The sequence below is a fragment of the Pedobacter sp. AC402 genome, assembly GCF_979252805.1.
The window spans coordinates 251,339-263,510 of record NZ_CEEDAI010000001.1 but is presented as its reverse complement, the minus strand read 5'-3'; the positions used below and the strand labels follow the sequence as shown (position 1 = coordinate 263,510).

The following is a 12,172-nucleotide window of genomic DNA, read 5'->3' as shown; positions in this document are numbered from 1 at the left end:
ATGGAAGCTGAAAAAATAAAAGAAACAGTAAAAAAAGCTGCCAAAGAACTATTCAGAAAGTATGGTTATCATAAAACCAGCGTAAACGAAATTGCTAAAAAAGCGCGTATAGCAAAAGCAACCATTTACAAATATTTCGAAAGTAAAGAGCAGGTTCTGGATAGCATCCTTATGGATTATCTTGATCAGAACCTTCACGAAATTCTGCATAATAAATTAAGCTATGCTTCAGAAGAGGAGCATTTAAAGGCCTTAGTGATGAAAACCAGCCGTTTATCGTTTACAGCCTGTAATGAGTTTATCGGTTGGGATTTTGTACGCGAAAATGCCAATTCACAAGAGTTTTTAAAGCATCTTTCTGATCAGTTGGAGGCCTTATTATTGGCCGCTTACCTTCAGTTGGATAACTTTAAGAATAATCCTGCAAGGAGAGAAGGGTTAGCCTTTTTGCTAAAAGCGAGTAAAAGCATTGTATTTTCGTTCGCATTTACTTCGGTGAGTGACTCGGATGTGCGCAAAAACTTTGTAAGCTTTCAAAAAGAGATTTTGCCATTTTTGGTAAAAGCTGCACTTTAAACTATTTAGCTAGATAAGCTGATCGTTATGCTGAATTTATTTCAGCATTTTTTTTGCGATATAGACTCTGAAATATATTCAGAGTGAGCACTTTAGGTAATACATCTTTAGAGAGTTTTTTCTAAAAGCGAGCTTTAATTTGAAACGAGGTTAATAGATTTACTGATTATAATAATCTTTCATTTTAAACTTTTGCACAGTTCTTTTCATTTTGCCATCAACCAGTTTTTGCGTAATTACGGTAACATTATCGGCAATACTTGAGTCTTCAATTACCGATGAATCTTCGTAAAGCAAGCTTTTAGCATCATATTTATAATTAATGGTTTTGTCAAAACAGCATCCATCTTTTTGGTGTGTGGCAATCTGTTTGGCTTTTTTATCTACATCAAACATGCCCAGGTTTTCGCTTGCAAGTTTGGTGAGTTCGCTATTCAAAACAAACTTGTTGTCTTTTGAGGATAAATAAACATTATACGAGGGACTGGAATAAGCACCATTGTTTCCATTTCTAATGGCGATATCTTCAAATCCATCAAAGTTAAAATCGCCAAAAATAAGTGGAGTTTGGTATTTACCAAGTTCAAGCCAGCCAAGTTTCGCGTTCTGTGTTTCCGTTAAGCCAAAATCAAGGTCTTCTGAATGGAAAGTATCAATTTCCCTGTCTGATATTTTATCATAAATGATAACAGTTGCTTTTCCGCTGCAAGCGTTACCTTCGCATTTATCTACGAAAATTTTTGCCTTATACTGATTGGAACTGTTGTTAGCTAAAAACTTAAATTGGGCTTTCGAGGTACTGGCAATCAATAAAATACTGCAAAAAATGATTAAATTTTTCATTAAATATTTTTTGGTAAAATTACATCAATATCACAGGGTAAAAAGTTAAAAAAGGTTAACGTTTTCTTTTACGCGTTTTGATATAACTTTGCACTGCCGACTTTGTTGTAAGCCAATCTTTTCCTTCCTTATAGGCATCTATTTTACCTTGCCTGGCCAATAAACTCACGTATTCTTGCCCATATGGAACATCAGGCTCTGAAACAATATGTGATATCGGCTCATAATCTCCGTAAGTGTTTCCAGGCAAAGCATTGATGTAAATGTTAAGTGAACGTTCTAAAGCTTGTAACATCAATAAGCAAAGTTTATAATAACTGCCTTTATTTGCCTGGTTAAGTGCTTCGTAGTATTTTTTTCTGTCGTTTTTAAGGATAATTGCAGGAGGGAAGCCATTTCTCATAAGCAATAAATTCATGGCTAACCTTACTGTACGGCCATTCCCATCGAAAAAAGGATGGATCCAAACAAGTTTATGGTGAAAAATAGTAGACAATAGTACATCGCTTAAGCTTAAAGTGTTATGGTTTATAAAATCGATTAATTGATCCAATAAATCAGAAACCTTATTTGCATTTGGCGGAGTAAAATTTGCCCCAACAATACGAACCCCACCATTTCTTAAGCGGCCGGCAAAATCATCTTCGATGCTTCTCAATACTAAGCCATGCAGCGATAAAATATCAATACTTCTAAGCGTGTAGTTTTTATTGATTAGGGTATAAAGGTAATCTATCGCTTTTTCGTGATTATAGGCTTCAAAATGCTCCCTTAACGATTTTCCTTTAACAGTCATTCCTTCCTGTAAAACCATTTGGGTTTCTTTTAAGCTCAAAGTATTGCCTTCTATACTATTTGAGTTATACGTCCACTCTAAGGTAAGGTCTTGTTTAATGCGGTGTAGAGCGCTATTTGGCAATGGCCTGGAGGTTTCTAGCCGTGCCTTTTTATTATAAAGCCTGTTTATCTGCGGTTGCAGCTCTTCTAAATCCCTTAAATCAAATTCCCACATATTCAAATGTATTAAATATCGGTAGGATATAAAAATAAACTTATCCGATATTAACAACTTTTTAAAAAGTAGGTATAACACAATCTTAAGCCTCCGCTGAAAATTGCTTTACATAAACTTAAGATAGGCTATTCCCATTTAAATACCTTTATTGCTACAGCATAGATTCCGATGCCCCAAAGCAATAAAATCATAATCTGGAATTTCACATCCCACAAACCCGAACCTTCGAAAGCTACCTTACGCATGGCATCGTTTAAATAGGTAAGTGGTAGGGCTCTGCTAATGGGTTGTAACCAGCTTGGAAAAGCCTCAATGGAAAAGAAAGTACCCGATAACAAGAATTGAGGTAAGGTAACAATGTTCGAAATAGGAGGTACCATACTTTCGCTTTTGGCTATGCCAGAAATGATAAAACCAAAACCCATAAATACAATAATACCAAGCGTGGCCAGTATAAGCATATTAATGACCGTTATGGCACCATTTACGAGTGTAAAGCCAAAAAAGAAATGACCAATCAGAATAATAAACAATGCGCCCAGCAAAGCAAAGCCGATACGGGCAATACCCTCGCCAATTACAATACTCGAACGTTTTACCGGAGTGGCAAAAAAGCGTTTAATTACCAGGGTTTGGCGCAAGCTTAAAAATACAAATGCTGTTCCGAAAACCCCCGTGCTTAATAGAGAAAAACCCAATTGCCCTGGGAGAATAAAATCAATGGTTTTATATTCGCGGCCTGTAATGGTGCTTTCTTTTATCTCTGCAACTGTTGATTTTAGGTTTTTATCATAAAAAACATTGTTCAAAACCGATTTTAAAATTCCGCCTTTATCTCTTGATGCTGAAGTGTAAACCACATTTACCGAATAAGCTGTAGAATTTACTTTTTTATGCACATCAATCATTGCATCAACATTACCTTTTTCGAGTAATTTATCAAAATCCGCTTTCGTTTTATCCTTGATGAGCCTAATCATACCCGTTTTCGCTAACATCCCAATCACAGGGTTGTTAATGTCAGATCCTGGCGTAACACCCACATCGATATGGGTGCCACCACCGCCTAAAAACCCAAATACAAGGATAAATATTAAAGGAAATGCAAGCGTAAATACCACTGCCGAAGGGCTCCGCATAATGGATCTGAAACTTGCTTTGGCAAGGGCAAGTGTTGCTTTGGTATTGCTATATCGCCCAACCGCTGTTGCGGAGTTTGAATCTCTTTCTTGTATATCTTTTTGCATGTTGGTTCTGCTGGTTTTTTTTAAAAATGTTTTAAGCACTGGATTTCGGGTTCCCGATTAAGAATTTACAATGAATTATTCTCTCCATTCCTGTCCGGTAAGGTTAATGAAAACGTCTTCCAGATTGGCTTTTTTAACTTCTTTTTTACGTTCGAAACCACTGCTTACCAGTTTATCAATTAAATTATCAGGGGTATCGAGAGCGATAATCTGTCCGCGTTCTACAAAAGCCACACGATCGCATAATTGCTCGGCCTCATCCATGTAATGGGTGGTAATTACAACTGTTGTGCCTGCATTTCGTATTTCGATAATCAAATCCCAAAGGTTTCTTCTCGCTTGTGGATCTAAGCCTGTTGTAGGTTCATCAAGAAAGATGATTTTAGGTTGGTTGATTAGTGTGGTGGCGATAGAGAAACGCTGCTTCTGGCCTCCTGAAAGTGCCTTATATTTCGCTTTTGCCTTATCCTGAAGGTTTACTTTCTCCAGCATTTCCATCGGTTTGATATTAGCGCCATATAAACCGGCAAAAAGTTCGATCAGTTCAATCAGGTTTAAATTTGGGTAATAGCCCGCTGCCTGTAACTGTACTCCAATAATCTGCTTAATGTTGTGTGGTTGTTTATCCACAGAAAAACCGTCAACAATAATTTCGCCTGAGGTTTTTTCCCGTAAGGTTTCGATAATTTCGAGCGTGGTGGTTTTGCCAGCACCATTTGGTCCGAGTAAACCAAAAATCTCATGTTCGTATACCTCAAAACTAAGGCCTTGAACAGCCACAAAATCATCGTACTTTTTTACCAGATCTGTAACACTGATAATGGCTTTTTTTGTTTCCATATTGCGAATGTAAGGAGCTTTACATGAATTGAAAATGAATTATGAAAGAATAAATGAAAATGTCGGTAAAATGATGTTTTAAGCAGGCGAAAAATGGTAAAAAAACAAATCTGCGGACCGGCAGCCTTAATTTTGCCGCAAATCCGCAGATTATATTATTGATTTTTGTTAATTGTTAAAATGCTTTGATTTAAGCTTTAGCTCCAAATCTCAGTATTTTATATCAATCTACCAGCTTAATTCACCTTTCATTACTTCAACAAAATCATCGAATAGGTAACGAGAATCATGTGGGCCTGGAGAAGATTCAGGGTGATATTGAACAGAAAATGCTTTTTTACCTTTAACACGGATACCTTCGATAGATTTATCGTTTAAATTAACGTGTGTAATTTCTACTTTATCTGAGTTTCTAACTTCATCCGGAATTACACCAAATCCATGGTTTTGTGAAGTAACCTCGCAGTGGTTTTTGATGATGTTTTTAACAGGGTGGTTTAATCCACGGTGGCCGTTAAACATTTTCATTGTACCAATATCATTGGCTTCTGCCAGTAACTGGTGACCTAAGCAAATTCCGAACAAAGGTTTATCTACAGCTAAAATATCTTTTATAGTTTCTACTGCATAAGGCATTACTGATGGATCGCCGGGGCCGTTGGAAATAAAATAACCATCTGGATTAAATTTTTCCATTTCGGTAAAAGTAGTTTTTGCAGGGAAAACCTGCACATAAATATCACGGTTTTCGAAACTGCGTAAAATGTTCTTCTTAATGCCCAAATCTAAAGCTGCAACTTTTAAGCTGGCTTCAGGGTTACCATAAAAATAAGGTTCTGTTGTACTTACTTTAGAAGAAAGTTCCAGCCCATCCATTGAAGGCACCTCAGAAAGTTTTTGTTTTAATTCGTCAAGATCAGTAATTTCTGAAGAGATAATCGCGTTCATGGCACCTTTATCTCTAATGTGGCGAACCAATGCACGTGTATCAATGTCGGATATGGCTACAAGGTTATCATTCTGGAAATAATCCTGAATAGATTCTGTTGCCTCTTTACGGCTATAAGTGATGTTGTAATTTTTACAAACTAAACCAGCAATTTTAATCGAACCCGATTCGATTTCATCTTTATGGATTCCGTAGTTACCAATATGCGCATTGGTGGTAACCATGATCTGTCCGAAATAACTTGGATCAGTAAAAATTTCCTGGTAACCTGTCATCCCGGTATTAAAACAAATTTCGCCAGTAGTAGTGCCAATTTTTCCGGCCGCTTTGCCGTAAAAAACCGTGCCATCGGCCAGTAATAAAATCGCAGGTAACTTGGTGTAGTTAGTCATAGTGATTACAATATGGATTTTGATTTAAAAAAGAGTTGAAAAAAGAATGGCTTCCGGCATTAAAGCCGTTTTTGCTGGATGCAAAAAAAGATGAATATATCCCTTCCATTTCGGGGTACAAAGATAGGCGTTTAGATTGGAAATGTAAAGAGAAAAGTGAAATAAGGTTGAGCAAAAAAGCTCAGAGACCAATGCTGAAAGCGATGAAACCAAATTTGCATAAAAAATGATTTTAGTTTGAGATTGCTTTGGTGTTTTACCTTTGGTGTTTCGGCTTAATTAAAGAAAAAACAATACTTTTGGCAACACAAAACAAATCCCATGTCGGTACATAAAGAAATCAAACGTATCACCACACACATTTTACAAGAAATGAAACAACGTGGTGAAAAAATATCTATGCTAACAGCTTACGATTATTCGATGGCTACTATTTTAGATGATGCAGGATTGGACGTTTTATTGGTTGGCGATTCGGCTTCTAACGTAATGGCTGGTCATGAAACTACCTTGCCAATTACGCTGGATCAAATGATTTACCATGCTGCATCTGTAATTAGGGCAGTTAAGCGTGCTTTTGTTGTGGTGGATCTTCCTTTCGGATCATACCAGGGGAACTCTAAAGAAGCATTAAATTCAGCTATTAGAATCATGAAAGAATCTGGAGCTCATGGTGTGAAGCTGGAAGGTGGCGAAGAAATAATCGAATCTGTTCAGCGGATTATTACTGCCGGGATTCCTGTAATGGGCCACCTGGGTTTAACTCCGCAATCCATTTATAAATTCGGAACGTATACCGTTCGTGCAAAAGAAGAAGAAGAAGCGAACAAATTGAAAACTGATGTGCTGGCTTTACAGGCTGCAGGTTGCTTTGCCATTGTTTTAGAGAAAATTCCGGCTGCTTTAGGTAAAGAAGTTACAGAAAGCCTGCATATTCCAACCATTGGTATTGGTGCAGGCCAGGCCTGTGATGGACAGGTTTTGGTAGTTAACGACATGATCGGTTTAACAAAAGGATTTAAACCACGCTTTTTACGTCAGTATATTAATTTATACGACGATATTTTGGGTGCTGCGCAAGCATATATCCGTGATGTAAAAGGAAACGATTTCCCGAACGAAAAAGAACAATATTAACCCCAAACCCCTAAAGGGGCTTTATTACATGAGGTTAATATTTGAAAAAATAAATCAATATATAATTAAAATTTAAGTTCCCCTTTAGGGGCGGAGGGGTTAAATGCCAATTACCGATAACGACATTCTCTTTGAAGATAATCATTTAATCGCCATTAATAAACGGGCTGGTGATATTGTACAAGTGGATGAAACCGGCGATGAGCCTTTGGATGAGCAGGTAAAAAAGTACATCGCTAAAAAATACAATAAACCAAATGGTGCTTTTTTAGGCGTTGTGCACCGTTTAGATCGCCCCGTAAGCGGTGTGATTTTGTTTGCCAAAACCAGTAAGGCGTTGGAACGGATGAATGCGGTTTTTAAAAACAGGGAGGTAAAAAAAACCTATTGGGCAGTAGTGAAGAATAAACCAGAGAAAGAATCTGCAACTTTAATTCATTGGCTGGTTAAAAACCCTCAAAAAAATGTAGTTTCTTACTACAATACAGAGGTCACTGGTAGTCAGCGTGCCGAGCTTTCTTATAAAGTAAAGGCCAAAGTTGGTGATTATTACCTTTTAGAGGTTGATCCGCTAACGGGGCGTTCGCATCAAATCAGGGTGCAGCTATCATCAATGGGTTGCCCCATTATGGGCGATAATAAATACGGTTACCCTCGCGGAAGCCGAAAGGGAAGTATTTGTTTACATGCACGCCGTTTACAGTTTATACATCCTGTTAAAAAAGAACCTGTAAATATTTTTGCCAAATTACCAGTGGATGGTTTTTGGGAGCGTTTTGAAGACTTATAAAGCGTTAAACATATAAACAAAGAGAACATCCGGTTACAATATTTTTTATTTGACCGGATTTTTTTATGATTTGGCATCATATTTCGTCTATCCCAGACTAAAAACCAAATTAATCATGAAAAACACAATTTTATCTATTGCTGCCGCAGGTTTATTGGCATTGGCATTGGTTTCGTGCGAAAGCACCAAAAAAACTGAAACGACTAAAGATTCAAGCGAAATTTCTGCTAATGGAGACACCATTATAAAAACTACAACGAAAACAACTGAAATAGTTAAAACCGGTGTACCAACTTTTTCAAGTGAAGAGGTAAATAAAGGGCTCGCAGATTATGTAAAACTTAAGGATGAGTACGTTGCAGCTGTAAAAAGTAAAAATGCTACCGAGATTAAAGCAATTAATGATAAATATACTGCCTGGGCGAATAAAGCTACGGGTTGGGCCAGCAAGTTAAAGCCGGATGAAATACAGAAATATTCTGATTATGTGCTAAAACTAACTGAAGATTGGAGCGCTGCAGCAAAGGATGCTGTGAGTAAATAAAAGCTAAGAAAAGTCGTCATTTTGAATGAAGCAGCGAAACGGAGAAATCTTTTAACTATTTGAAAGATTTCTCCAGTGCCGTCGAAGTGACGATTTATGGACTGAAGACGATGTATTATTTACAATCTATTTTGTCAAAAACCATCGAGCCATCAAATTTTAGCTTACTCAAATCCTTGTATTTTGTTTCTCCATTAATCTCATGTATATCGCCATAACCTTCTTTTAACTGATCGCCCTGCTTCAAAAAAACAACCTCTCTAACTGATTTCTGGCCTTCAGATTGAAAAGTATAACTCGCAATAATGGTGTCGCCTTTCACTAAACCGGCAATGGTGCCTGCGTTTTTATCTTTTTCGTATAGGTTGTAACCTAAATCACCTGTTACCTTATTGGCTTCTGTTTTAAGCGTGAGCGTAGCCGTATCACGGTTTTTAATATACTTATAGCATTGAACAGCATCTGGCCTTGCTGTGCTATTGGTTATAATTGTAGAATCTATTTTGGCTTGTGTTTTTTTTGCTGTACCGCCTTGGCACGAAGCCATAAATAATGCGGCAACTCCTAATAGTGGAAAGATGTTTTTCATTTGGATTGGTTTTCTTAATGGATTTGATTTTAATGTGTACTGCAAAGTACCTGCCAAAATTGTTGTAAAATAGAAAACCCCGCAATGCGGGGCTGACTAAACAATTAAACTATAAATTTTACCAAACATAAGTACCAACAGCGCCTTTATCTAAACTGCTGGTTACTGTTTTTCCATTATATTTGATATTAAAAGCTGTTTCTGCATTGTTGTTATTACAAACAATAAGTACATTTTTGCCTTCAGGCGTTTTAAAAGCAACATTCTGTAGGTTACTGGTAATGTTTGAGGCAATTCTTACCGAACCAGGCTTAACAAATTTAGAAGCATGGGCAATTACATAATAAGCCACATTTCTGCTTACTGCAGGCGAAATTGTAATTGCACCTAAACAGCTTGTACAACCACCTTTATCGGTATGTGGATTGTAATTTTGATCGGCAGCTAAATTCCATTCCAAAACATTACGGCTCCAGTTACGTGTTGCACCAACAATCAGGGTAGATACATGCCATTTTAAATCTTCAGCAAAATTGCCTGGCCCACCAACCCATTGTTCAGTAAAATAAACATTGCGATCGGGATGTGCATCATGCACCTGGCTAAGCGCAGTAATAGGACCTGCATAAAGGTGGAATGCGGAGCCATCAACATATTTTTTAGCCTCTGCATCATTCAAAATTGTGATTGGATATTCGGGTTTATCCGCATTATGATCATAAACAATAATTTTTGTTTTAATCCCATTGCTTTGAAATATTGGTCCCAAAGCAGTTTTAATGAATGCTGCCTGATCCAAAGCAGTCATGTACATACTTGGGTTGTTTCCAGGATGAAGTGGCTCATTTTGAGGAGTTATTGCGTCTATTACAATGCCTTCTGCTTTCATGGCCTGAATGTACTTCACAAGGTATTTCGCATAAGTTTGGTAGTATTCAGGTTTTAAACTGCCACCGATAAAACTTTTGTTTGTTTTCATCCAGGTTGGGGCTGTCCAGGGTGAACCTAAAAATTTTATTGAAGGGTTTATGGCTACAATCTTTTTTAATACCAGAATTAAATCTGCCTGTTCTTTAGCGATAGAGAATTTTGTTAAAGTCTCATCCGTTTCTCCATCTGCCAGGTCGTTATAAGTAAAGGGCACAGCACTTAAATCTGAAGCACCGATGCTGATCCGAAGGTAACTTACAGCAATGGCATCATTTGTGGCTGCAAAAAGTTCTTTTAACAGTTTATCCTGTGCTGCGGCTGGTAAAGCATTAATTAGGCTTGCGCTTCCGCCAGTTAAGGTATAGCCAAAGCCATCAATACTTTGAAAAGTGGTTGCAGGATCAACTTCGATTGTTGGGTAATTATTAGTTGCTGCTGAAAAGTTTAATGAAACATTTTGTTGTTTTAAAAGTTGCGACTGATCACCCTTGGTTAGCCAAAATGCAACGTCGGTTTTAACGGGCTGGGTAGATGGTGGGTTTTCTGAAGTACCACTGCCTGCCTCCGGGCTTTTACTGCATGCACAAGCAACAATTAAGATGCTCAGCGCAGTGCCAAGGTTATAAAAAGGTTTCATAATTATGGTTTTGGTTAGTGTTTTCAAGGTATTTCGCATTGTAAAAAAAGGGTAGTTAAAAGAAGCAAAATCGTTTAAGTAAAATCATCATTATCAATTTTCCAATTCATTAAATAATGTGGTATAAATGCTTTGATGATTTTTCTATAAATCAGGATGGCAATTGTATACAATAAAGGATTGTCGATTCGCCGCTTCTGTTATTTTTTAAAAAAATGATTTTATAACAAAGGCGACCGTAGCCGCCTCTGTTTTAATAAATTAACGTACGTTAGGGTTTTTGTCTAACTCATCTTGAGGTATTGGGAAGTATAATTTTGAAGCAGATATGTTGTAATTCAGGTTTGCACCTGTACCATCAACTTGTGCGTTCATTACCGGAATTACCCTGTTTGTTCTCAATAAATCAAACCAACGGTGACCTTCAAAGGCCAATTCTAACCGGCGTTCGTTTTCGATAGCTAAACGCATCGATGCCTGATCAGTAGCTGTTGTTGCTCCTAAATTAACACGACTTCGAACCTGGTTAACCAAAGTTGCTGCAGAAGACCATCCTGATGCACTTAATTCATTCAATGCTTCTGCTTTCAAAAGAATGATATCGGCCAATCTTAAAATATAGTTGTCAGATTTATCGTCTGCACGGTATTTATTGATGTAAGGATAACTGGTTTTTGACCAATATGAATCACTCCATCCTTCAGATACTACGTTGTTAAATTTAATGCTAGAGGCTTTACGCACAGCATCACCAGCATCATCGAATGCTTTTGATAAGCTGTTGGTAGGAGTGTTAAATCTTTTCCATCCTGTACCTACCAATACGCTTGGCATCCAGTTTCCGTGCAAACCACCATAGCCATCATATTGCATTTCCCAAATGGCTTCTGTATTGTTTTTGTGGTTAGAATCCCATAAGAAATCGTAGTTTGATACCAGACTATATCCTCCGTTTATTACTGCATCGCAATAGGTGCTAACCTTGGTCCAATCTGGAGTAGTTTTGCTTGCATATACTTTAGCCAGTAGAGCATTAGCCACGCCTTTTGTCATAATACCTTTGTTTGGAGCAGTAGCGCGGGCATTTGTTGCGCCATACTCTAAATCGCTGATGATTTGTGCGTAAATTGCATCTACACTGGCTTTCGCAGGATAAAATTCGGCATCGGTTGTAGGTACTTTAACAACTAATGGAACCGAACCCCAAGTTCTTACCAGGTTAAAATACATGTAGGCTCTTAAAATACTGGCCTCGGCAAGAATTTGTTTTCTTCTGTCGCCCACATCAAGTTTGGCATCTACAATATTTGGAACGTTGGTTAAAATCAGGTTACAGTTTTTAATATCACTGTATAATGCATTCCAATCCCTTGTTACGTTTCCATTGGTAGAAATTACGGTGAATAAATCTAACTGAATGTTTGCAGGATTGTCTCCTCCAGCATAAGCATTGTCTGATCTTACGTCACCATTGGTCATGTAATCCCAGATGTGGTAATCGTTGTACATACCATCGTAAGCACCTTGAATTAATTTTTCTGCAGCAGCTGCATCAGCAAAAGCTACATCAGGACCAACTTGCGTAATTGGATTTTGATCTAAGAAATCTTTTTTGCAGCTGCTTAATGCTAAGGTAAGGGTACCTGCTGCGATTAATGAATATATTTTAAGTCTCATTTTTGT

The 12,172-nt window shown here is 37.5% G+C and carries 13 protein-coding genes; 5 read left to right on the top strand and 8 right to left on the bottom strand.

The genetic code is table 11. The features are described 5' to 3' along the window. On the top strand, positions 1–576 hold the full coding sequence (locus AC0IWE_RS01160) for a TetR/AcrR family transcriptional regulator (RefSeq protein ID WP_029274048.1): 576 nt from the start codon (positions 1–3) through the stop codon (positions 574–576). 159 nt (positions 577–735) lie between these two features. Here AC0IWE_RS01160 and AC0IWE_RS01155 read toward each other — a convergent pair whose 3' ends face one another. From AC0IWE_RS01155 to carA, 5 genes are all read right to left on the bottom strand, one after another. Further along, the gene (locus AC0IWE_RS01155) at positions 736–1,419 is read right to left on the bottom strand and encodes an XAC2610-related protein (protein ID WP_055912399.1); all 684 of its coding nucleotides are present in this window, start codon (positions 1,417–1,419) and stop codon (positions 736–738) included. 55 nt (positions 1,420–1,474) lie between these two features. Next, positions 1,475–2,431 (bottom strand): Fic family protein, encoded by a 957-nt coding sequence (locus AC0IWE_RS01150; protein ID WP_471791590.1) that lies wholly within the window; start codon positions 2,429–2,431, stop codon positions 1,475–1,477. A gap of 128 nt (positions 2,432–2,559) precedes the next feature. Further along, positions 2,560–3,681 carry an ABC transporter permease gene (locus AC0IWE_RS01145; protein ID WP_471791589.1) on the bottom strand — a complete coding sequence of 374 codons (1,122 nt, stop codon included), beginning with the start codon at positions 3,679–3,681 and terminating at the stop codon, positions 2,560–2,562. A gap of 75 nt (positions 3,682–3,756) precedes the next feature. After that, positions 3,757–4,521 (bottom strand): ABC transporter ATP-binding protein, encoded by a 765-nt coding sequence (locus tag AC0IWE_RS01140; protein ID WP_055912395.1) that lies wholly within the window; start codon positions 4,519–4,521, stop codon positions 3,757–3,759. A gap of 228 nt (positions 4,522–4,749) precedes the next feature. Next, on the bottom strand, positions 4,750–5,862 hold the full coding sequence (gene carA / locus AC0IWE_RS01135; RefSeq protein ID WP_055912393.1) for a glutamine-hydrolyzing carbamoyl-phosphate synthase small subunit: 1,113 nt from the start codon (positions 5,860–5,862) through the stop codon (positions 4,750–4,752). 35 nt (positions 5,863–5,897) lie between these two features. On the opposite strand from carA, the gene AC0IWE_RS01130 reads away from it, so the two are divergent. The 4 genes from AC0IWE_RS01130 to AC0IWE_RS01115 all read left to right on the top strand — a co-directional run bounded on the left by AC0IWE_RS01130 (position 5,898) and on the right by AC0IWE_RS01115 (position 8,333). Further along, positions 5,898–6,092 (top strand): hypothetical protein, encoded by a 195-nt coding sequence (locus AC0IWE_RS01130; RefSeq protein WP_471791588.1) that lies wholly within the window; start codon positions 5,898–5,900, stop codon positions 6,090–6,092. 91 nt (positions 6,093–6,183) lie between these two features. Further along, positions 6,184–6,999, top strand: coding sequence for a 3-methyl-2-oxobutanoate hydroxymethyltransferase (gene panB / locus AC0IWE_RS01125; protein WP_463496528.1), 816 nt, complete (start codon positions 6,184–6,186; stop codon positions 6,997–6,999). A 103-nt stretch (positions 7,000–7,102) separates the two neighbouring features. Continuing rightward, positions 7,103–7,789 (top strand): RluA family pseudouridine synthase, encoded by a 687-nt coding sequence (locus AC0IWE_RS01120; RefSeq protein ID WP_108198402.1) that lies wholly within the window; start codon positions 7,103–7,105, stop codon positions 7,787–7,789. 115 nt (positions 7,790–7,904) lie between these two features. Continuing rightward, positions 7,905–8,333, top strand: coding sequence for a hypothetical protein (locus AC0IWE_RS01115; RefSeq protein WP_471791587.1), 429 nt, complete (start codon positions 7,905–7,907; stop codon positions 8,331–8,333). A gap of 115 nt (positions 8,334–8,448) precedes the next feature. On the opposite strand, the gene AC0IWE_RS01110 is transcribed toward AC0IWE_RS01115, so the two are convergent. From AC0IWE_RS01110 to AC0IWE_RS01100, 3 genes are all read right to left on the bottom strand, one after another. After that, positions 8,449–8,922: a hypothetical protein gene (locus tag AC0IWE_RS01110; RefSeq protein WP_471791586.1), complete on the bottom strand. Its 474-nt coding sequence runs from the start codon at positions 8,920–8,922 to the stop codon at positions 8,449–8,451. 118 nt (positions 8,923–9,040) lie between these two features. Continuing rightward, positions 9,041–10,489: a glycoside hydrolase family 30 protein gene (locus AC0IWE_RS01105; protein ID WP_471791585.1), complete on the bottom strand. Its 1,449-nt coding sequence runs from the start codon at positions 10,487–10,489 to the stop codon at positions 9,041–9,043. Positions 10,490–10,750: 261 nt separating this feature from the next. Beyond that, entirely contained in the window at positions 10,751–12,166 is a 1,416-nt protein-coding gene (locus AC0IWE_RS01100) for a RagB/SusD family nutrient uptake outer membrane protein (RefSeq protein ID WP_471791584.1), read from the bottom strand. Positions 12,167–12,172: the final 6 nt, after the last annotated feature.

Excerpts from the sequence above, each read along its gene's own strand:
- AC0IWE_RS01115 (WP_471791587.1), top strand. The coding sequence starts at position 7,905 with ATGAAAAACACAATTTTATCTATTGCTGCCGCAGGTTTATTGGCATTG.
- AC0IWE_RS01155 (WP_055912399.1), bottom strand. The coding sequence starts at position 1,419 with ATGAAAAATTTAATCATTTTTTGCAGTATTTTATTGATTGCCAGTACC.
- AC0IWE_RS01140 (WP_055912395.1), bottom strand. The coding sequence starts at position 4,521 with ATGGAAACAAAAAAAGCCATTATCAGTGTTACAGATCTGGTAAAAAAG.
- AC0IWE_RS01120 (WP_108198402.1), top strand. The coding sequence starts at position 7,103 with ATGCCAATTACCGATAACGACATTCTCTTTGAAGATAATCATTTAATC.
- AC0IWE_RS01110 (WP_471791586.1), bottom strand. The coding sequence starts at position 8,922 with ATGAAAAACATCTTTCCACTATTAGGAGTTGCCGCATTATTTATGGCT.
- AC0IWE_RS01150 (WP_471791590.1), bottom strand. The coding sequence starts at position 2,431 with ATGTGGGAATTTGATTTAAGGGATTTAGAAGAGCTGCAACCGCAGATA.
- AC0IWE_RS01160 (WP_029274048.1), top strand. The coding sequence starts at position 1 with ATGGAAGCTGAAAAAATAAAAGAAACAGTAAAAAAAGCTGCCAAAGAA.
- AC0IWE_RS01100 (WP_471791584.1), bottom strand. The coding sequence starts at position 12,166 with ATGAGACTTAAAATATATTCATTAATCGCAGCAGGTACCCTTACCTTA.
- carA (WP_055912393.1), bottom strand. The coding sequence starts at position 5,862 with ATGACTAACTACACCAAGTTACCTGCGATTTTATTACTGGCCGATGGC.
- AC0IWE_RS01145 (WP_471791589.1), bottom strand. The coding sequence starts at position 3,681 with ATGCAAAAAGATATACAAGAAAGAGATTCAAACTCCGCAACAGCGGTT.
- panB (WP_463496528.1), top strand. The coding sequence starts at position 6,184 with ATGTCGGTACATAAAGAAATCAAACGTATCACCACACACATTTTACAA.
- AC0IWE_RS01105 (WP_471791585.1), bottom strand. The coding sequence starts at position 10,489 with ATGAAACCTTTTTATAACCTTGGCACTGCGCTGAGCATCTTAATTGTT.